At 71.8% G+C, this 19,076-nt stretch carries 23 protein-coding genes; 14 read left to right on the top strand and 9 right to left on the bottom strand.

Annotated elements, in window-relative coordinates:
* Positions 1–38: 38 nt before the first annotated feature.
* Together dksA and KHU32_RS09130 are read right to left on the bottom strand one after the other, a co-directional pair.
* Positions 39–455 carry an RNA polymerase-binding protein DksA gene (dksA, locus tag KHU32_RS09135; protein ID WP_213669796.1) on the bottom strand — a complete coding sequence of 139 codons (417 nt, stop codon included), beginning with the start codon at positions 453–455 and terminating at the stop codon, positions 39–41.
* Between the two features lie 146 nt (positions 456–601).
* A complete protein-coding gene (locus tag KHU32_RS09130) occupies positions 602–1,024 on the bottom strand; it encodes a flagellar assembly protein FliX (RefSeq protein ID WP_213669795.1) in 423 nt (140 codons plus the stop codon).
* A gap of 245 nt (positions 1,025–1,269) precedes the next feature.
* Here KHU32_RS09130 and KHU32_RS09125 point away from each other — a divergent pair, with 245 nt between their 5' ends.
* The 8 genes from KHU32_RS09125 to KHU32_RS09090 all read left to right on the top strand — a co-directional run bounded on the left by KHU32_RS09125 (position 1,270) and on the right by KHU32_RS09090 (position 7,179).
* Entirely contained in the window at positions 1,270–2,325 is a 1,056-nt protein-coding gene (locus KHU32_RS09125; RefSeq protein WP_249681069.1) for a flagellar basal body P-ring protein FlgI, read from the top strand.
* On the top strand, positions 2,325–2,624 hold the full coding sequence (locus tag KHU32_RS09120) for a rod-binding protein (RefSeq protein WP_213669793.1): 300 nt from the start codon (positions 2,325–2,327) through the stop codon (positions 2,622–2,624). Before KHU32_RS09125 ends, KHU32_RS09120 begins: the two co-directional genes overlap by 1 nt.
* Positions 2,621–3,022 carry a hypothetical protein gene (locus tag KHU32_RS09115; RefSeq protein ID WP_213669792.1) on the top strand — a complete coding sequence of 134 codons (402 nt, stop codon included), beginning with the start codon at positions 2,621–2,623 and terminating at the stop codon, positions 3,020–3,022. Before KHU32_RS09120 ends, KHU32_RS09115 begins: the two co-directional genes overlap by 4 nt.
* A 33-nt stretch (positions 3,023–3,055) precedes the next feature.
* The gene (locus KHU32_RS09110; protein ID WP_213669791.1) at positions 3,056–3,805 is read left to right on the top strand and encodes a RibD family protein; all 750 of its coding nucleotides are present in this window, start codon (positions 3,056–3,058) and stop codon (positions 3,803–3,805) included.
* Positions 3,802–4,797: a zinc-dependent alcohol dehydrogenase gene (locus tag KHU32_RS09105; RefSeq protein ID WP_249680921.1), complete on the top strand. Its 996-nt coding sequence runs from the start codon at positions 3,802–3,804 to the stop codon at positions 4,795–4,797. The genes KHU32_RS09110 and KHU32_RS09105 overlap by 4 nt, the downstream gene beginning before the upstream one ends.
* A 75-nt stretch (positions 4,798–4,872) precedes the next feature.
* Entirely contained in the window at positions 4,873–5,274 is a 402-nt protein-coding gene (locus KHU32_RS09100; protein WP_213669790.1) for a 6-pyruvoyl trahydropterin synthase family protein, read from the top strand.
* Positions 5,271–6,305 carry a glycosyltransferase family 4 protein gene (locus KHU32_RS09095; RefSeq protein WP_213669789.1) on the top strand — a complete coding sequence of 345 codons (1,035 nt, stop codon included), beginning with the start codon at positions 5,271–5,273 and terminating at the stop codon, positions 6,303–6,305. The genes KHU32_RS09100 and KHU32_RS09095 overlap by 4 nt, the downstream gene beginning before the upstream one ends.
* Positions 6,298–7,179: a class I SAM-dependent methyltransferase gene (locus KHU32_RS09090; protein ID WP_213669788.1), complete on the top strand. Its 882-nt coding sequence runs from the start codon at positions 6,298–6,300 to the stop codon at positions 7,177–7,179. The genes KHU32_RS09095 and KHU32_RS09090 overlap by 8 nt, the downstream gene beginning before the upstream one ends.
* Positions 7,180–7,200: 21 nt before the next feature.
* On the opposite strand, the gene KHU32_RS09085 is transcribed toward KHU32_RS09090, so the two are convergent.
* Positions 7,201–8,193: an MBL fold metallo-hydrolase gene (locus KHU32_RS09085; RefSeq protein WP_213669787.1), complete on the bottom strand. Its 993-nt coding sequence runs from the start codon at positions 8,191–8,193 to the stop codon at positions 7,201–7,203.
* 203 nt (positions 8,194–8,396) lie between these two features.
* Between KHU32_RS09085 and KHU32_RS09080 the strand changes: the two genes are divergently transcribed.
* Entirely contained in the window at positions 8,397–9,374 is a 978-nt protein-coding gene (locus KHU32_RS09080) for a Bug family tripartite tricarboxylate transporter substrate binding protein (RefSeq protein ID WP_249680919.1), read from the top strand.
* A 57-nt stretch (positions 9,375–9,431) separates the two neighbouring features.
* Here the strand turns inward: KHU32_RS09080 and KHU32_RS09075 are convergent, their stop codons facing one another.
* Both KHU32_RS09075 and KHU32_RS09070 read right to left on the bottom strand, forming a co-directional pair.
* A complete protein-coding gene (locus KHU32_RS09075) occupies positions 9,432–9,713 on the bottom strand; it encodes a hypothetical protein (protein WP_213669786.1) in 282 nt (93 codons plus the stop codon).
* Positions 9,714–9,899: 186 nt separating this feature from the next.
* Complete coding sequence (locus KHU32_RS09070; protein ID WP_213669785.1) at positions 9,900–10,340, bottom strand: nucleoside deaminase; 441 nt, start codon at positions 10,338–10,340, stop codon at positions 9,900–9,902.
* Positions 10,341–10,419: 79 nt separating this feature from the next.
* On the opposite strand from KHU32_RS09070, the gene KHU32_RS09065 reads away from it, so the two are divergent.
* From KHU32_RS09065 to KHU32_RS09050, 4 genes are read left to right on the top strand one after another with little or no spacing between them, the layout of a single operon-like run.
* Positions 10,420–11,130, top strand: a complete 711-nt coding sequence (locus KHU32_RS09065) for a gamma-glutamyl-gamma-aminobutyrate hydrolase family protein (protein ID WP_213669784.1) — start codon at positions 10,420–10,422, stop codon at positions 11,128–11,130.
* A gap of 32 nt (positions 11,131–11,162) precedes the next feature.
* Positions 11,163–11,921, top strand: a complete 759-nt coding sequence (locus tag KHU32_RS09060; RefSeq protein WP_213670853.1) for a pseudouridine synthase — start codon at positions 11,163–11,165, stop codon at positions 11,919–11,921.
* Positions 11,921–12,469, top strand: a complete 549-nt coding sequence (gene rsmD, locus KHU32_RS09055) for a 16S rRNA (guanine(966)-N(2))-methyltransferase RsmD (RefSeq protein ID WP_213669783.1) — start codon at positions 11,921–11,923, stop codon at positions 12,467–12,469. Before KHU32_RS09060 ends, rsmD begins: the two co-directional genes overlap by 1 nt.
* 26 nt (positions 12,470–12,495) lie before the next feature.
* Positions 12,496–13,098: a hypothetical protein gene (locus tag KHU32_RS09050; protein ID WP_213669782.1), complete on the top strand. Its 603-nt coding sequence runs from the start codon at positions 12,496–12,498 to the stop codon at positions 13,096–13,098.
* A 9-nt stretch (positions 13,099–13,107) separates the two neighbouring features.
* On the opposite strand, the gene mutL is transcribed toward KHU32_RS09050, so the two are convergent.
* Entirely contained in the window at positions 13,108–14,862 is a 1,755-nt protein-coding gene (gene mutL, locus KHU32_RS09045; protein ID WP_213669781.1) for a DNA mismatch repair endonuclease MutL, read from the bottom strand.
* A gap of 124 nt (positions 14,863–14,986) precedes the next feature.
* Between mutL and KHU32_RS09040 the strand changes: the two genes are divergently transcribed.
* A complete protein-coding gene (locus KHU32_RS09040) occupies positions 14,987–15,532 on the top strand; it encodes a DUF2239 family protein (protein ID WP_213669780.1) in 546 nt (181 codons plus the stop codon).
* On the opposite strand, the gene KHU32_RS09035 is transcribed toward KHU32_RS09040, so the two are convergent.
* The 3 genes from KHU32_RS09035 to KHU32_RS09025 all read right to left on the bottom strand — a co-directional run bounded on the left by KHU32_RS09035 (position 15,522) and on the right by KHU32_RS09025 (position 19,061).
* Positions 15,522–16,073, bottom strand: coding sequence for a sugar O-acetyltransferase (locus KHU32_RS09035; protein ID WP_213669779.1), 552 nt, complete (start codon positions 16,071–16,073; stop codon positions 15,522–15,524). The two genes, KHU32_RS09040 and KHU32_RS09035, sit on opposite strands and share 11 nt — an antisense overlap.
* A gap of 6 nt (positions 16,074–16,079) precedes the next feature.
* A complete protein-coding gene (gene pgi / locus KHU32_RS09030) occupies positions 16,080–17,702 on the bottom strand; it encodes a glucose-6-phosphate isomerase (RefSeq protein WP_213669778.1) in 1,623 nt (540 codons plus the stop codon).
* A 78-nt stretch (positions 17,703–17,780) separates the two neighbouring features.
* The gene (locus KHU32_RS09025; RefSeq protein ID WP_213669777.1) at positions 17,781–19,061 is read right to left on the bottom strand and encodes a M16 family metallopeptidase; all 1,281 of its coding nucleotides are present in this window, start codon (positions 19,059–19,061) and stop codon (positions 17,781–17,783) included.
* Positions 19,062–19,076: the final 15 nt, after the last annotated feature.

The raw sequence follows: 19,076 nt of genomic DNA, 5'->3' as shown, positions 1-19,076 counted from the left end.
CGGCGGGGGGCGGCGCGAGGAAGTGGAGCGCCGCGCCTTCAATCGTCGCGATGGACCTTTTCCATCTTCTCGTGCCGCTCCTGCGCCTCGATCGAGAGGGTGGCGATGGGGCGGGCTTCCAGGCGGCGCAGGCCGATCGGCTCGAAGGTCTCTTCACAGAAGCCGTAGGAGCCGTTGGCGATGCGCTCGAGCGCCTGGTCGATCTTGCTGATGAGCTTGCGGGCCCGGTCCCGCGTGCGAAGCTCAAGCGCCCGGTCGGTCTCGACGCTGGCGCGGTCGGTGAGGTCCGCCTCGGAGATGCCGCCGGCGGAAAGGGAGTTGAGGGTGACATCCGCCTCGCGAAGCAGATCTGCTCGCCACCTTATAAGCTTCTGGCGGAAGTACTCTTGCTGGAGGGCATTCATGAACTCTTCGTCGTCCGAAGGACGATAGTCGGGCGGAAGAGTGACAACCATGAGCTTTTGCCCTCCCCTCGCGGTGCGGTCGGCCCGGCGCCGCCGCGATCCCCGGGGCGGCCGGACCATATTCAAGTGTCCTCTCCACGCCAAGAGCCGATTTCACGCCAAGTACATGGCGCGCCAGTGATTTCATGCAATCGACGTCAACAAGGCCCCCGCGCGGGGTGGAATCGGCCCGCATCGCCGGGCAGACGGCCCAATTCGATCCTCGCCCGAAGCGATAGGGCCCGCAGGATGTCCCTGAGCGCCGGATCCGTCCCGGATTCGCCCTCGGCCAGGGCCGCAAGCCGGGACAGCCGCCCCGAATCGACGCGGCCTGCCAGCAGGGCGAGCTGGAGCCCCTGGAGCTCCGCCAGCAGCGCCTTGCCCCGGCCGCGCGCCGCCTCGTCTCGCTCAGGGTCGGACATCACCTGCTGCAGCCCGATCAGGCCGGACAGCCCGCCCACGCCGTTGGCCGGGGCTGTCTCGCCCGACGCATCGGCGTCGGGCAGGACGAAACGCCCGGTCGGACGAGGGACCGAGACTCCGCCCTGAATAGCCCCGCGTCCGCGTATCGGCGTCAGCATCCTTCATCCTCCTTGGGCGCGGCGGCTTCTGCCGCCCCCGCCCCGCTGGGCGGCAATCCCGCCCCCTTCCCGGCATGATCTGCCCATTCCGTGGCCCTTCAGCCTGGCATGCCGCTTGCCCTGTCCCTTCCGGGGTCGTCGCGAGCGGCCGGTCATCACGGAGTGCGGCGAGAGTGAGAAAAATTCCTTTCCGGCTCCTGAAGACATTCGCCGCGGCCCTGGTGCTGGTTGCCAATACGGCTCCCATGCAGACCGCCGGGGCCCAGCCGGTGCGCATCAAGGACATCGCCGACGTCGAAGGGGTGCGGGACAATCAGCTCGTGGGCTACGGCCTCGTCGTGGGCTTGCCCGGCACCGGCGACCGGCTGCGCACCACGATCTTCACCCGGCAATCCCTCGTCGGCATGCTGGAGCGCCTGGGCGTCAACACCCGCGACAACGAGGCCCGGCTCGACACGCGCAACGTCGCCGCCGTGATGGTGACGGCGAACCTCCCCGCCTTCGCGCAGCCCGGCAGCCGCATCGATGTCGCGGTCTCCTCGCTGGGCGATGCGCAGAACCTCACCGGCGGAACGCTGCTGGTGACGCCGCTGCTGGGCGCCGATGGCGCGGTCTATGCCGTGGCCCAGGGCGCGGTCGCGACGGGCGCCATCGCCGTGCGCGGCGCCGCCTCTTCGGTCGCGCGCGGCGTGCCGACCTCGGCCCGCATCGCGGCGGGCGGCATCGTCGAGCGCGCCATTCCTTATACCCTCGCCGGCCGGGACCACGTGCGGCTGGCGCTGCGCAACCCGGATTTCACCACCGCCCGGCGCGTCGCCGCCGCCATCAACCGCGGCAATGGCGGGGTGGCGCGCGCGACCGATCCGCGGACCGTCCTGCTCACGCTGGGCGGGCGCGACGCCATGTCCTTCATCGCCGGCATCGAGCAGCTGCGCGTCGAGCCCGACCAGGTCGCCCGCGTGGTCATCGAGGAAGCCTCGGGCACCATCGTCATGGGCGCCAATGTCCGCGTCTCGATGGTGGCCATCGCCCAGGGCAACCTCACCATCCGCATCACCGAGACACCGCAGGTGAGCCAGCCCAACCCGCTGGCCGGCGGCGATACGGTGGTGGTACCCCGCACCCAGATCGAGGTGGAAGACCAGAACGAGCGCCGGATGGGCATCCTGCGCGGCGGCATCACGCTGTCGGAGCTGGTGCGAGGGCTGAACAGCCTCGGCGTCGGGCCGCGCGACCTCATCGCCATCCTCCAGGGCATCCGCGCGGCGGGCTCGCTCCAGGCCGAGCTGGAGGTGCGCTGATGCTCGCCCCCCTCGCCCAGGCCCACGCCACGGCGCCAACGCCCGAGCGCATGCGGGAGGCCGCGCAGCGCTTCGAGGCCCAGGTCTTCGCGCAGCTCCTCCAGCCCGCCTTCGAGAGCCTGGGCCAGGGCGGCTTCGGCGGCGGCGCGGCGGAGGCGCAATGGCGGCCGATGCTCGTCGAAGGCTTCGCCGCCGCGGCCGCGCGCGCCGGGCGCGGCATCGGCCTGCAGAACATGGTGCTGCGGCACATGATCCGCCTTCAGGAACTGTCCTCTTCCAACCAGGAGAACCGCCCATGATGGACGCCGTCATCGCCGCCGGAGAACGCCTCGCCGAGGCGCTCCGCGCGGAGAACGAGGCGCTCGCCGCCCTCGACCTCTCCCGCGCGGCCGCCCTGGCCACGCATAAGATGCAGGCGACCGACGCGCTCGCCGCGGCAACCGTCGCGGCCCGGAGCGCCGGCTCCCGTGCCGGGGGCGAGACCCGTGCCCTGGCTGAGCGGATCGCCCTGGCGCTGGCCGATCTCGGCCGGGAGAACCGCCGGCTGCTGGAAACCGCCATCGACCTCCAGTCGCGCGTGATCGAGACCATCGCCGGCGCGGCCAGGCCGCTTTCCGCGCCCCCCGGCTACGGGCGAAGCGGCGCGCGCCGTCCGCCCCACCGGCCGCCCGCGCTCGCCACCGCGACACGGGCCTGACATCGGGCCGCGCTTGCGGCATAACCGCCGCGAATGCATGGCGCGCAGGACACCGAATGGCAGGCGCTCCTCACGGGGTGCCGGGAGGGCGCGGGCGCGCTGGCCACGCTGTTCTCGCCCTTCCTGACCCCGCCCGCCACGCCGGATGGCTGCCTCGTGATCGGTCGCCTCGCGCAGACGCTGGACGGGCGGATCGCGACCCATCTCGGCCATAGCCAATGGATCGGCGGGCCCGGTGACCTGCGGCACACGCATCGGCTGCGCGCGCTCTGCGATGCCGTGGTGGTGGGCGCCGGCACGGTGCGCGCCGACGATCCCCGCCTCACGACGCGGCTGGTGGAAGGGCCCTCGCCCGTGCGCGTGGTGATCGATCCGCGGCGGCGCCTGGGCGTGGATTACAGCCTCTTCCGCGAAGGGCCGCCGACCCTGCTGGTCACCGCCTGCGACGGGCCGGCGACGCATGGGACCGCCGACACGCTCCGCATCGGGCACGATGCCGCAGGCGAACTGGACCTCGCCTCCCTGCTCCGCGCCCTCGCCGCCCGCGGGCTGAGAAAGATCTTCGTGGAGGGCGGCGGGCAGACCGTCTCGCGCTTCCTCGTCGCCGGCTGCCTGGACCGCCTGCACGTCACGGTCGCGCCCATGATCCTCGGCTCCGGCCGGCCGGCCTTCGACCTGCCCGAAGTCGCCCGCATCTCCGAGGGGATGCGCTTCTCCTGGACCTGCCATCCCATCGAGCCCGACATGCTTTTCGACATCGCCATCGATCGCCGCGCCGCATGACCGACCGCCGCGCCAGCATGGCCAGGGCGCTCTGGCACATCGCCCCCGGCAGCTGCGAGCTGCGCGAGGAGCGCCTGCCGCTACCCGGTAAGGACGAGCTGCTGGTCCGCTCGCTGGCCTCCGGCATCTCGCGCGGCACGGAGCGGCTGGTGCATCACGGGCGGGTGCCGCCCTCCCAGCACGCGGTCATGCGCTGCCCGCTGCAGTCCGGGGAGTTCTCCTTCCCGCTGAAATACGGATACCAGTCGGTCGGCGTGGTGGAGGAAGGGCCGGCCGATTGGATCGGGCGGCGCGTCTTCGTGCTGCATCCCCACCAGTCGCGCTTCCTCGCGCCCATCGGGCTTTGCGCGCCCATTCCCGACGCGATTCCGGACCGCCGCGCCGTGCTCGCCGCCAATATGGAAACGGCGCTGAACGCCATGTGGGACGCGGTGCCGCGCCTGGGCGAGCGTGCGATGGTGGTCGGTGCCGGCGTGGTGGGCCTGCTCTGCACCTATCTGCTCGCGCGCATCCCCGGCGTCACGGTCTCCGTCGTGGATCGCGACCCGGCCCGCGCCGCCCTGGCGCGCTCGCTCGGCGCGGAGTTCTTCACGCCCGACGCGGCACCCGGCGAGCAGGAGCTCATTATCCATGCCAGCGCCAGCGAGGCCGGGCTGCGCCTGGCGCTCGAGCGCGCGGGCTTCGAGGCGCGTATCCTGGAGGCGAGCTGGTTCGGCGATGCCGAGCCTTCCCTGCCCCTCGGCGCGGCCTTTCACCAGAAGCGGCTGCAGCTGATCTCCACCCAGGTCGGCAGCGTCGCCCCCGCGATGCGCGGCCGCCGCGCCTATGCCGACCGCTTGGCCCTTGCCCTCTCGCTGCTGGACGATCAGCGGCTGGACGGGCTGGTCGGCCCCGCCGTGCCATTCTCGGAGCTGCCATCTTCCATGCCCGGGTTGCTGGACCCGCCGGCTGGCGCGCCGCAGCCGCTCTGCCCCATCATCCTCTACGACTAGCCCAGGCACTGATGACCGAAGCGCCGGAGGCGTGCAGGTCTGATTCGGCCACCCAAAAGCAAGGACCCTTCCCTCATGTTCAGCCTGACGGTCGTCGATCACATCATGGTCGCGCATTCCTTCCGCGGTGCGGAGTTCGGCCCGGCCCAGCGGCTGCACGGCGCGACCTTCGTGGTGGAGGCGGAATTCCGCGCGCCGAAGCTGGATGACCTGCATCTGCTGATCGACATCGGCCTCGCGAAGGACGAGCTGCGGAAGATCCTGGCCGCGCTGGACTACCGGAACCTCGATGAGGAACCCGCCTTCGCCGGCAAGAACACGACGACCGAGTTCCTCTGCCTGCACATCCACGGCCTGCTGGCCGCAGCCTGCCGCGACGGGCGGATGGGGCCCGGCGGCCATGGCGTGACCGGCCTCAAGGTGCTGCTGCGCGAGAGCCACGTGGCCTGGGCCGCCTTCGAAGGCCCTGTCGAATGAAGATCGCGCTCTTCGTTCCGGCCCCCTTCGAGACCGTCTCCGGCGGCTATCTCTATGACCGCCGGTTGGTCGAAGGGCTTCGCGCCCTGGGCCATGACGTACGCGTCGTGGAGCTCGCGGGCCGCTTCCCCATGCCGGACGCGGCGACGGAAGCCGCCGCCCGCGCGGCTTTCCAGGGCCTCGACGGCGAGGAGGTCGCGCTGATCGACGGGCTCGCCCTGCCCGCCTTCGCCGGCCTCGAGCAGGAGCTGGCCGATCGCCACGCCGTCGGCCTCATCCACCACCCGACCTCGATCGAGCCCGGCCCCGACCAGGAGGCGCTGGCCGCCCGTGAGCGCGCGCTCTTCGCTGCCTGCGGCAGGCTGGTCGTGACCTCCGGCTATACCGCGAGGGGCCTTCCCCAGCTCGGCGCCGATCCGACCCGGATCGGCATCGTGGAGCCGGGCACGGACCCGGCGCCGCGCGCCACGGGCTCGGGCGGCCCTGGCACGCGGATCCTCTCGGTCGGCTCGCTCATCCCGCGCAAGGGGCATGACGTGCTGCTGCGCGCGCTCGGCCGCCTCACCGATCTCGACTGGTCCCTCCGCATCGCCGGCCCTCCGGCCGATCCGGTCCATGCCGAGAGCCTGGTCGCCCTGGCGGAGGAGCTGGGCCTCGGCAAGCGGGTCACCTTCCTGGGCGCCGTCGATGCGGAGGCGTTGGCGGCGGAGTATGCGGCGGCCGATCTTTTCGCGCTCGCCACGCATTTCGAGGGCTTCGGCATGGCCGCGGCCGAGGCGCAGGCACGTGGCCTGCCGCTCGCGCTCTGCACGGGCGGCGCCATCGCCGACCTCGTTGGGCCGGGCGCCGCCATCCTCGCGATTCCGGGCGACGCCAACAGCCTGTCGCGCGGCATGCGCCGCCCGCTCTACGACGCGCAGCTGCGCGCGCAGATGGCAGAAGCCAGCTGGACCGCCGGCCAGGCCCTGCCCCGCTGGGAGGACCGCGCCAGCCGCTTCGTCGCCCAGCTGGAGGCCGCCGGGCATGGCTGAGGAATTCTCGGGCGACTGGCTCGACCTGCGCGAGCCCTTCGACGCGGACGCGCGCGACACGGATCTGGTCGAGATCCTGATGCAGCACCTGGACGAGAAGGCGCGTCCGCGCCTGCTCGACCTTGGCGCCGGCACCGGCAGCCTCACGCGCTGGCTCGGCCATTTCGTCGCGCGGCCGCATAGCTGGATCCTGGCCGATGCCGATGCGGAGCTGATGTCCCGCGCCTTCGACACGCTGATGGATGCGGCCGAGGAGATGGGCTGGAAGGCCACCTGGCCGCAGAAGAAGGCGCTGCTGCTGCATTCGCCGGAAGGCGCCTGGCGCATCGAGGGCATCCTGACCAATCTGGCGGATGCGCCCGAGGGCCTGCCGCTCGACCGCGTGGACGTGGTCACCTGCTCGGCGCTCTGCGACCTCGTCTCGGAGGCCTGGCTGGTGCGGATGGCGGCGGCGCTGGCCCGGCGCCGGCTGCCCTTCTACGCGGCGCTCAACGTCTCGGGTCGCGAGCGCTTCTCGCCGCCGCTGGCCGGCGATGCGCTGGTCGCCCGCGGCTTCCTGCGCGACCAGCGGCGCGACAAGGGCTTCGGCGGCATCGCCCTCGGCCCCGACGCGCCGGCCGTCATCGCCCGTGTCTTCGCGGCGCAGGGCTACGAGGTGAGGCGCGCGCCCAGCCCCTGGATCGTGCCGCGCCAGGCACGCGACATGGCGCATGAGCTCGCCCTCGGCCATGCGGAAGCGGCGCTGCGCCATGAGAAGCGCAGCACGGCGCAGATCCGCGACTGGGCGGATATCCGCGCCGCCCAGGCCGATGACGGGCGCCTCGCCGTGCGCATCGAGCACCAGGACCTGCTCTGCCTACCGCCGGCAGGCTGACCGGCGGCGCGGCCAGGAACCTCACTCCAGCGCGGTGAGGTCCATCGCCGTCGGGATCCAGGCGTAGCCTTCCTGCTCCTTCGCGACATGGCCGAGGCCCGGCCAGGAGAAGTGGTAGGAAAGCAGCTGCGTCCGCTCGCCGGCGAAGCGCTCCAGCGCCCTCGCCCGCGTCTGCGCCGACATCCTGGGATCGGTGTCGAAGGAGAATTCCCAGAGCGGCCGGCGCAGCAGCAGCACCTGGTGATGCGCGAGGTCGCCCGTGTTCACCACGGTGCGGTTGCCGGAGGTGACGGCGTACATCGTGTGCCCCAGCGTGTGGCCGGGCGCCGAGATCGCCTGGATGCCCGGCACCACCTCGGCGCCGTCGCGCACCATCACCAGCCGGTCGCGATAGGCGTTGAGGTTCTTCGTCGCGCCGTCGATGAAGGCGGTCATGAAGGCCGGCCCGGTCTTGTTCGCGGGATCGGTCCAGTAGCGCAGATCGGTCTCCGACAGCGCCACCTGGGCATTGGGGAAGTTGCGGTTGCCCTGGGCATCGACCAGCGCCCAGCAATGGTCGCAATGGGCATGCGTCAGGATGACCATGTCGATCTGCGCGGGCTCGATGCCGGCGGCGCGCATGTTGCGGAGCAGGCGGCCGGTCGTCGGGCCGAACATCTGGCTGGCCGGCCCCATGCTGTCGCCCATGCCGGTGTCGAAGAGCACGAGGTGGCGCCCCGTGTTCACGATCAGCGCGTTCTGCTCGAGGTTGGCCGAGTTTACGGGCAGGAAGTTGGACTGCATCAGCGCCGTGATCTCCGCGGGCGGCGAGGCCGGGAAGGCCGGCCCGGGCTCGCCAAGAGGGAGACGGCCATCCGAGATCACCGTCGCCTCGAATTCGCCGATGCGGAAACGGTACCAGGCCGGGGGCAGGTCGTTGCGGAAGGGCGCGGCGGCCTCGGCCGCGGAAGGCCAGAGAGGGGCGGCGGCAAGGGCGGCGCCCGCGCCCAGCAGGGCGCGACGGGGGACATTCATTGTTGATCTCCTCCTTGGACGCGCCGCGTCTGCGCGCGGCGGCGTCGCGCGGAGCATAGGCCGGCCTTTGGCGGCGGAGCCATCAATACATGAAGAGCTATTGAGATTTCCGCCCGCGCCGGCGGCGCTGTCTCGCAGCTGCGAAGCGGCTCGTTGCGGAAGCGCGTCCCCTCATCCGAGACTTGGCGTTCAGGGAGGATATAATGACAAGAACCTCACGCCGCGCCGTTCTGGCGACGGCCCTTTCCACGCCCTCGCTCGCACTGGCCCAGGGCCGCTTTCCCGACCGCCCGCTGCGCGTCTACGTGCCCTGGACGCCCGGCGGCGCCACCGACATCCAGATGCGCATGATCTGCGAGATTGCCTCGCGCCATCTCGGCCAGGCGGTCGTGGTCGAGAACAAGCCCGGCGCCTCCGGCACGCTCGGCCCGCAGGCGATAGCGCGCGAGGCCCGGCCGGACGGCTACACGCTCAGCCAGATGCCGCTCGGCACCTTCCGCATGCCCGCGCTCATGCGCGCCTCCGGCATGACGCCGCCCTTCGATCCGCTGACCGACTTCACCTGGATCATCCGCCTGGTCGGCTACATGGGCGGCGTGGTCGTGCGCCCCGATGCGCCCTGGCGGAACATGCAGGAGCTCATCGAATATGCCCGCGGCCGGCCCGGCGAGGTCTTCTACGGGACGCCGGGCGCCAATACGACGGATATCGTGCCCCGCCGCGTGGCGCGTCAGGCCGGGCTCGACTGGACCCCCGTGGCCTTCCGCGGCGCGGCGCCCAATCTGCAGGCGCTGCTCGCCAATCAGATCCAGTTCTCCGCCGAGACCTCGGCCTGGGCCGACATGGCGCTGGAGGGCCGCGTGCGTCCCCTCGCCGTCTGGACCTCATCCCGCGCGCCGCGCTTTCCGGAGGTGCCGACCTTCCGCGAGCTCGGCTACGACTATGTCGCCGAGAGCAGCTACGGCATCGCGGCCCCCCGTGGCACGCCGCCTGAGATCGTCATGATCATCCACGACGCCTTCAAGCTGGCGGTGAATGACCCGCAGCACCTTGCCGTGCTGGCGCGCTTCGACATGCCGGTGCGCTACCTCGATCCCGAGGCCTATGCCGACGACGCGCAGCTCATGCACGCGCAGGAGATCGAGACGGTGCGCGACCTGGGGCTGCGGCTGGGCGGCTGAGGTCACGAAAAAGGCCGGCGGATCGCTCCGCCGGCCTTCGAAAGTCAACTGGCTGGTTCAGCCGTGGCTGCTGGTCTCGAGCTGCCAAGGCTGGTTCACCCCGAACTGATAGTTCGGCGTCGGCCGCTGGGTCTGGAAGACGCGGCGCGTCACGTATTCCGCCTGGTCGGAGGGGCCGGTCACCGTCGCATCGGCCGAGCCCACGATGTTGTTCGAGGGCACGTCATAGACCACGTGGGGGTTATCGCCCTCGCCCACGAGCCGCGGGCCCGTCTGGGCGAAGGCGGAGAGCGAGAAGATGGAGGCCACGGCGGTAGCCAGGAGGGTCGTGCGGATCATTTGAATGATTCCCGTCTGAAACGGGGCGGTCGGAAGTGGCCGTCTCGTGTAAGTGCAACTTGTGCTTCCCCCCGCGTTTCGCCACTTCGCATGCCGCATGTCCGACATTCGACAGAATGATGACGATGGCGGTTGCGTTTCGGAGATTCCGACAGGGTCAAGGTGGCCGCCGCGGAGCGGGCCGGATCAGCGCAGCCCGGCGAAGAAGTCCCGCAGCAGGGCGCCGGCCTCGCTCTCGCGCACGCCGCCCACCACCTCCGGCGCGTGGTTGCACTGGGGATGGCGGAACACCCGTGCCCCGTGCTCCGTGCCGCCGCCCTTGGGGTCATAGGCGCCGAAGACCACGCGGGCCACGCGGAACAGGCTCGCGGCCTGCGCGCACATCGCGCAGGGCTCCAGCGTCACCCAGAGGGTGGCCCCGGCCAGGTGCTTGTCGCCGACGGCCAGCGCCGCCGCCCGCAGCGCCAGCATCTCTGCATGGGCCGAGGGGTCGCGCAGCGCTTCGACGCGGTTGCCGTCGCGCGCCAGCACCCGCCCGTTGGAATCGGTCACGGCCGCGCCAATCGGCACCTCGTCGCGCCGCGCGGCGGCGCGCGCCTCCTCCAGCGCGATTTCCATGGGGGTCATCGGCGCTCTTTTGGCGAGCGGAGCGGCTTCGCGCAAACTTCATCTTGCCGAGGAAGCGCCACGCTGCTTCACACGGCGCATGAAACGTCCCGTCATCGGATTGACCCTCGACGCCGAGCCCGCCGGGGGCTGGTCGAAGCTGCCCTGGTACGCGCTGCGCCAGAACTACTTCTCCGCGATCGTCGCGGCGGGCGGCCTGCCCGTCGCCCTTCCCCACGCGCCCGAGCTCGCCGCCGAGTATCTCGACATGATCGACGGCCTGCTGGTGACGGGCGGCGCCTTCGACGTCGACCCGGCCCTCTGGGGCAACGAGAAGCCGCATCCCAAGGTCACGCTCAAGCCCGGCCGCACGGATTTCGAGCTCGCCGTCACGCGCCGCGCGCTGGAGCGCGACGCGCCCATCCTGGGCATCTGCGGCGGCCAGCAGCTGCTGGCGGTGGCGCTGGGCGCGACGCTCATCCAGCACATCCCCGACGAGCTGCCGAGCGACATCCCGCATGAGCAGCCCAATCCGCGCACCGAGCCGGGGCATGAGGTGAACATCGCCCCCGGCACGCTGCTGGCACGCGTCACGGGCCGCACGCGGATGGCGGTGAATTCCGCGCATCACCAGGCGGTCAAGGCGGTGGGGCCCGGCCTCGCGGTGAATGCCACGGCGCCGGACGGCCTCATCGAGGGCATCGAGGCGACGGGCCATCGCTTCGCGCTCGGCGTCCAATGGCATCCGGAATACGCGGTGGATCCGGCCGACCCGCTCATCCTCCGCGCCTTCGTGGAAGCCTGCGCATGAACGCCCCCACCGACAACCGGAAGACGACCGAGATGGACGCCGCCGAAGATGGCGCGGAGCGCGGCGAGCGCATCGCCAAATGGCTGGCCCGCGCCGGCGTCGCCAGCCGCCGCGACGCGGAGAAGATCATCGCCGAGGGCCGGGTGAAGCTCTCGGGCAAGCTCGTCACCCAGCCCGCCACCTTTGTCCAGCCCGACGACGTGGTGATGGTCGACGGCAAGCCCGTGAACGAGCCGGAGCGCACGCGCCTCTTCCGCTTCCACAAGCCGGCCGGCCTCGTCACCACCCATCGCGACCCCGAAGGCCGCCCCACCGTCTTCGAGAAGCTGCCCGAGGGGCTGCCGCGTCTCATCTCCGTCGGCCGGCTCGATCTCAACAGCGAAGGCCTGCTGCTGCTGACCAATGACGGCGCCCTGGCGCGCCGCCTGGAGCTGCCGAGCAATGCCTGGGTCCGCCGCTATCGCGTGCGCGTCTTCGGCCATGTCGACCCCGCCGTCCTCGCGGAGCTGAAGAACGGCGTCACCATCCAGGGCGTGCGCTACGGCGGCATCGATGCCGGCCTCGACAGCCGCAAGGGCGACAATGCCTGGCTGACCCTCTCGCTGCACGAGGGCAAGAACCGCGAGGTGCGCCGCGTGATGGCGTATCTGGGCCTCGAGGTCTCGCGCCTGCTGCGCATCGCCTACGGCCCCTTCCAGCTCGGCCAGCTCGAGCGCGGCACGGTGGACGAGGTGAACCCCAAGGTGCTGCGCGACCAGCTCGGCCTCGCCGCGCCGGTCCGGAAGCGCTGATGCGGATCATCTCGGGCCGCTGGAAGGGCAAGCGGCTGGTCGCCCCGCCCGGCGAGGCGACGCGCCCCACCTCCGACCGCGCGCGCCAGGCGCTCTTCGACATGCTCTGGCACGCCCCCTGGGCGGGCCGCGAGCTGGTCGACGGCGCGATGGTGCTCGATGCCTTCGCCGGCACCGGCGCGCTGGGGCTGGAGGCGCTTTCGCGCGGCGCGGCGCGTGCCGCCTTCCTCGAGAAGGACCGCGCCGCCCTGGCTGCGCTGCGCGCCAATATCGCCAATTGCGGAGCGACCGAGGCGCAGGTCATCGCCGGCGACGCGACGAAGCCCTCGCGCCCCCTGCAGGCGGCCAGCCTCGTCTTCCTCGACCCGCCCTATGGCTCGGGCCTGCTGACGGTCGCGATCGAAGCCCTGGACGCCGCCGGCTGGTTCGCCCCCGGCGCGCTTCTTTGCACCGAGCTGGCGGCGAAGGAAGCCGTTCCCGAAACGCGCTTCGAGACGATCGAGGACCGGACGCATGGCAAGGCACGGCTGCTTATCCTGCGCGGCTGACGCCGCCACGGCGGGCTGAGGCCGGCTTGTCCCGCCGCCTCGTCCTCCTCGCGGCGATCGGCCTCTCCGCCTGCATGGCCACAGAGGGGACGTCGCCGGCCGCCGCCTGCGAGATGCGCCTCGTCGAGCAGGCACGCGAGCGCGCCGGCGCGCTCGACATCGTGCTGCTGTCGCCGCCCGAGGGCTGCATCGATCCGGATCGGCAGGCCGATCACGGCGCCTTCGTCGGCGAGGTCCGCCTGACCAATGCTGGCGGCGCGCCTGTCCAGGTCACCCACGCCACGGGTGGCATCGCCTTCCTGGCCTTCCGCTCCAGCGCGGTCCGGGAGGAAGGCGCGGGCGCCGGATCGGTGCTGCTGCCGCCGCCGATCGCGCCCGCGGAGGTCGAGAGGCGGGCGGTCACCCTGGCCCCTGGCGAAAGCCTGAGCCTGCGAAGCTGGTCCCGGCACCAGGATGTGATCGAGGATGCCATGCTGAACCGCCGCCGCCTCGACGGCGAGGCCGTTCCTGTATCCTCCGCGTCGACCCGCCGCTTCGTCGTCACCTACAGCCTGAACATCACCCTCGACGGGGCCCCCTTGAACAGGACCTACGAGGCCGTCGTCACGGCGCGCCTGCCGGGACGATAGGCGCTTCCCTCAGCTTCGTCCGAAGAGCCGGGCGAATTCCGTCTGGCCGAGCTTCAGGAAGGTCGGCCGGCCATGGCTGCAGGTGGCGGCGCGCGGCGTGCGTTCCATGGCGCGCAGCAGGGCGTCCATCTCAGCCGGCGTGAGGCGGCGGCCGGCGCGGATGCTGCCATGGCAGGCCAGCCGAGCAATGGCGGCATCCAGCCGCAAGGCCAGCGACACCCCTTCCCCGCTTTCGGTCAGCTCCTCGGCTAGGTCGCGCAGCAACGGCGCGGGATCGGGCGCGCCGAGGACGGCCGGCATGGACCGGACCAGCACCGCTCCGGGGCCGAAACCCTCCAGCTCCAGGCCGAGCTTCGCCAGCTCCGGCGCGGCTTCCGTCAGCCGGTGCGCCTGGGGCAGCTCCACCACGGCGGGCAGCAGCAGCGGCTGGGCGCGGATGCCTCCGGCATGCATCTCCTCGGACAGGCGCTCATGCGTCAGCCGCTCATGCGCCGCATGCTGGTCGACGAGGATGAGCGCGCCGTCCGGCGCCTCGGCCAGGATGTAGGTCTCCAGCACCTGCGCCAGGGCACGCCCCAGCGGGTGGTCCTCCGGTACGGGCGTGGGCGGCGGCGGTTCGCGGGGCGGCGGCGGCGCGAAGGCCAGCGGCAGCGGGGCTTCCGCGAAACCGCGGGGCCGGTAGGGCGCGGACGTCGGGAAGGAAAGCCGCGCGGGACCGGCATAGCCCATGCCCCTTGCCGGCGCGTCGCCCATCGCCTGGCCGAAGCCGTTGGCCTGGCCGATGCCCTGGCCCAGGGCGCGCCGCAGCGCGGAGATCACGGCGCCGCGCACCATATTGCCGTCGCGGAAGCGCAGCTCCGTCTTCATCGGATGCACGTTCACATCCACCTCGTCGGGCGGCAGCTCCAGGAAGAGCGCGGCCACGGGGTGGCGGCCCGGCGTCATCACCTCCCGATAGGCGACGCGCAGCGCGGTGCGCAGCAGCGGGTCACGGACCGGCCGGCGGTTCACCACGAAATGCTGGTCCGTCGCCGTCGCCTTGGTGAAGGCCGGCCCGCCGGCAAGCCCGGCGATGACGAGCGAATCAGCCCCGCCCCCTTCCACCGGCAGGGACGCCGCGGCGAAGTCGGTGCCCAGCAGATCCCGCAGGCGCGTCTCGCGCTTGGCCGGCGCCAGGTTCAGCACGGCGCGGCCGTCCAGCGTCGCCTCGAAGCCCACCTCCGGCCAGGCCAGCGCCAGGCGGCGCAGCGCGTCGAGCGCGGCATCGGCCTCCGCACGCGGCGTCCGCAGGAACTTGCGCCGCGCGGGCGTGGCGAAGAAGAGGTCCAGCACCTCGACCCGCGTGCCCGGCGCGCCGGAGGCCGGCCGCACCGCGGATTTCCGCCCGCCCTCGACGGTCACGACATGCGCCTCGCCCCCCGGCACGCGGGAGGTCACGGAAAGCCGCGCCACCGCGCCGATGGAGGGCAGCGCCTCCCCCCGGAAGCCCAGCGTGCCGATGGCGAAGAGCATCGCCTCCTCCGGCAGCTTGGAGGTGGCATGCCGCTCGACGGCCAGCGCCAGCTCCGCCTCGGGGATGCCCTGGCCGTCATCCTCGACCAGGACGCGGCCGATGCCGCCCTCCTCCAGGGCCACGCGGATGTGGCGGGCCCCGGCGTCGAGGGCGTTCTCGACCAGTTCCTTCACGACGGCGGCGGGGCGCTCGACCACCTCGCCGGCGGCGATGCGGTTGGCGGTAGTGGGGGACAGGAGTCGGATGGTCACGGCGGCATTCTAGGGCCGGGACGGTGCGAAAACCATGAAGGTGCGCCGGTGCAATTTATACCAAGGCAAAATTGACCGTTAATTTTACCGTGGTATAAATATCCCGCATTTTGGAATCCAGATCATGGACGATAGCCCCGTCACCTGCGCCGCCTTTGCCGGCGCCCGCCTCGTCGCCGCCGGCCCGCTCCTCGAGGTGGCGCTGCGCCTGCAGGCCGCGGCCGAACCGCAGGGCACGGTCCTCGTGCTCGATGACCGGACCGGCCGGGCCATCGACCTCGACCTGCGCGGCACGCCGGCCGAGCTCACCGCGCGGCTCGCCCCTCCGCCCCGCGAGCGGGGACGCCCCAGGCTCGGCGTCACGGGGCGTGAGGTCACGCTGCTACCCCGGCATTGGGAATGGCTGGCGGCCCAGCCGGGCGGCCCCTCGGTGACGCTGCGCCGCCTGGTGGAGGAGGCCCGCCTGAAGGGCGCGAACAGCCGGCGCGGCGCACAGGAGGTCGCCTATCGCGCGATGACGGCACTGGCCGGCGATCTGCCGGGCTTCGAGGAGGCCCTGCGCGCCCTCTATGCCGACGAGGCCGGGCGCTTCGGGGCGGAGGTCGAGGGCTGGCCCGCCGATATCCGCGACTACGTCACGCGGCTGGCCTTCCCGCCAGTCAGCCCCTGAGGCGGGCGGGGTTGCCGACGGCGGTAGCGCCCGCGGGCACGTCGCGCGTCACCACGGCGCCCGCGCCGATGACGGCCCCGTCGCCGATGGTCACGCCCGGCAGGATCAGCGCGCCGCCGCCGATCCAGACATCGGCGCCGATATGGATCGGCCGGCCGGATTCCAGCCCGGTCGCGCGCGTCGCCGCGTCGCGCGGATGGTCGGCCGCCAGCAGCTGCACACCGGGTCCGATCAGGGTCCGCGCCCCGATCGTGACCGGCACCACATCCAGGATCACGCAGTTAAAGTTGAGAAAGACCCCGGCGCCGAGGCGGATGTTCCAGCCGTAATCGCAATAAAAGGGCGGACGGATGGCGGCACCCTCCCCCACCTCGCCCAGCCGCTCCCGCAATAAGGCGAGGCGGAGCGCGGAGGTGCCGGCCGCCGCGGCGTTGTAGCGCACGAGCCAGGCCTCATTGGCCCGGAGCTCGACCTGCAGCTCCGGATCGGCGGCGTTGTAGAGCTCCCCCGCCAGCATCTTCTCGCGCTCGGTCGGGGCCATGCGCGATCAGCCCTGCAGCCGCAGGAGCTCGGCCAGCAGGCCGGCCGTCGAGCCGTCGTGATCCGCGCCCGGCACGCCGGCCTCCAGCTCGCGCACCAGCGGCGTCGCCAGCACTTTGCCCAGCTCCACTCCCCATTGGTCGAAGGGGTTGATGTTCCAGAGCGCGCCGAGCGTGAAGACCTTGTGCTCGTAGAGCGCGATCAGCGCCCCCAGCGTGAAGGGGTCGAGATGCGGCATCAGGATCGTCACCGAGGGCCGGTCGCCCGGGAAGATCTTGTGCGGCACCAGCCGCGCGATGGTCTCCTCGTCGGCACCGGCCGCCCGCATGTCGGCGACGACCTCCTCCGCATTACGGCCGGTCAGCAGCGCCTCGGACTGCGCGAGGCCGTTGGCGAGCAGGATGCGGTGGTTCTCGATATGCCGATGGTCGGGACGGGCGATCAGGATGAAATCGACCGGCACCGGCTTCGGCCCCTGATGGACCAGCTGCATGAAGCTGTGCTGCGCCGAGGTGCCGGGCTCGCCGAAGACCACGGGGCCGGTGGCGCGCCGCACGGGCGCCCCCGCCACCGTCACCCGCTTGCCGAGGCTCTCCATCTCCAGCTGCTGCAGATGGGCCGGCAGCCGCCGCAGGCGCTCGTCATAGGGCAGCACCGCCCGCCGGTTCAGGCCCAGCCCGTTCACGTGCCAGACCTCGGTCAGCGCCAGCAGGATCGGCAGGTTCTGATCCATCGGCGTTTCGAGGAAGTGGCTGTCCATCGCCGCCGCGCCGTCGAGCAGCGCCTGGAAGCGGTCCCAGCCCAGCGAGAGCGCGAGCGAGAGCCCGATCGCCGACCAGAGCGAGAAACGCCCCCCCACCCAGTCGTGGAAGGGGAAGACATGATCATCCGCGATACCGAAGGCCGCCGTGGCCTTCAGGTTGGTGGAGAGAGCGACGAAATGCTGCAGCGCCCCCGCCGGCCCTACGCTCGCCTCCATCCACCGCTTCACCAGGTGGGCATTGGCCATGGTCTCCTGGGTAGTGAAGGTCTTTGAGCTGACCAGGACCAGGGTGCGCCGTGGATCCAGCATCGGGAGCACCGTCTCCCAGCCATGGCCGTCCACATTGCCCAGATGGATGGGCCGCATCGGATCACCCGCGCGCCAGAGGGCGCGGCCGACCATGACGGGCCCCAGATCGGAGCCACCGATGCCGATGTTCAGCACGGTGTCGAAGCGCTGGTTGGTCGCGCCGCGAAGCTCGCCGCGATGCACGGCTTCCGTGAATTCGCGCATGCGCTCCAGCGTGGCGCGCGCCTCGGCACAGGCCTCCGGCGCCTCGGGAAGCTGGCTGCGCAGCGCCATGTGCAGCACGGCGCGGCGCTCGGTCGGGTTGGCGATGCCGCCCGAGGCCATCAGCGCCCGCTTGCCCTCGACATCGGCGGCGACCGCGAGGTCGAGCAGCGCCGCCTGCACTTCGGGCGAGACGGAAGTCTTGGAGCGGTCGAGCAGCAGGCCCGCACCGCGTTGCGAGAAATTGGCGAAGCGATCCGGATCCGCCTTGAAGAGGGCCCGGATCGTCTTCGCTTCCGGGGCGGCCGCCAGGCTCTCAATCCGAGCCCAGGCGGCTTCCAATTTCGAATCGCTCATGCCCGATCCATCAAACGTCATCGGGCAACGTTAACAGCCGATCGCCGAGCCGTGAAATCCGCTTTGATTCAGCGGTCTTTACAGGCCGACCGGCTCCCCGGCCACGGCCAGCACCAGCCCGTCGGGCTTCAGCACCCGCGCTGCCGCCTCGGCGACCTTCGTCCGGTCGATCGCCGCCAGTCGCGCCGGGCGGCCGGCGAGCCATTCCGGCGCACGGCCGGTCTGCCGCAGGTTGAGCAGCAGGTTCGCGGTGCGCCGGCTGTCGGTGAACTGCAGCGGCAGCGAACCTCCGAGAAAGGCCAGCGCATCGGCCACCTCGGCCTCGGTCGGCCCATTGGCCGCCATCTCGCGCCAGGCGGCCCGGATCAGGTTCCAGACCTCGCCGACGCTGGCATTGGCCGTCTGCACCTGGCCCACCACGATGGCGCGCCCGAAGAGGAGGTCGAGCCCGGCGCCGATGCCGTAGGTAAGGCCGCGCTCCTCGCGCACCGACTTCATCAGCCGGCTCGTGAAGCCGCCGCCCGCCAGGATGCGCAGCGCCACCTGGAAGGACTCCCAGCCCGGATCGATCGGCAGCAGCCCGTCCTGGCCGAAGACCAGCGTGGATTGCGGGGCGGCCTTGGGCCGCTGCGTAATCCCGAAGCTCGCCAGGGCGGGCAGCGGCGGGGTGGCCGCCAGCGTGCCCTCCGGCAGCGCGCCGAAAAGCTCGCCCAGCAGGCGGCGCAGCCCCGCCGCATCGATGGCGCCCGAGGCCGCGACGAGCAGCCTGCCGCGCGTCACCTGGGCGGCGAGGCAGGCGCGGATGTCCTCCTGCGTGATCGCGTTGATGCTGTCCGGCGTGGAGAGGCGGCCGGCGCTGAAGCCGGGGAAGCCGGCCTCCCAGAAGGCCCGGCGGGCCAGCCCGGCCGGCGTCTCCAGCGACTGACGGGAGGCCAGCAGCGCGCGGGCCCGGACGCGGCCGAGCGCCTCGGCATCCAGGCGGGGCCGCGTCATGGCCAGCTGCGCGAGACGCACGGCCTCGGGCAGCGCGTCGGTGAGCGTGCGGAAGCTGCCCTCGAAGCTGTCGCGCCCGCCGCTGAAGGAGAGGTCAATGCCCTCGTCGCGCAGCGCATCGGCGAAGCCGACATTGTCGAGGTCGCCGGCGCCCTCGCTGAGCATGGCGGCGGAGATGCTGGCCAGCCCCTCCTTCCCGACCGGATCGGCGGCCGCACCCTGCGGCCAGGCCCAGGCGAGCGAGACCACCGGCACCGAATGGTCCTCGACCAGCCAGGCGGTGATGCCGCCCTGCTCCACGACCTGGATGGGCACGGAAAAGCCACGGCGCGGCGGCAGCTCGACGCCGAAAAGGGTGTCGGTCATCGCAGGATCCATCCG

The sequence above is a fragment of the Roseococcus pinisoli genome (assembly GCF_018413645.1).
Classification (GTDB): Bacteria; Pseudomonadota; Alphaproteobacteria; order Acetobacterales; family Acetobacteraceae; genus Roseococcus; species Roseococcus pinisoli.
Note: the sequence above shows the minus strand (reverse complement) of the source record. Positions and strands in the feature narration are given on the sequence as shown.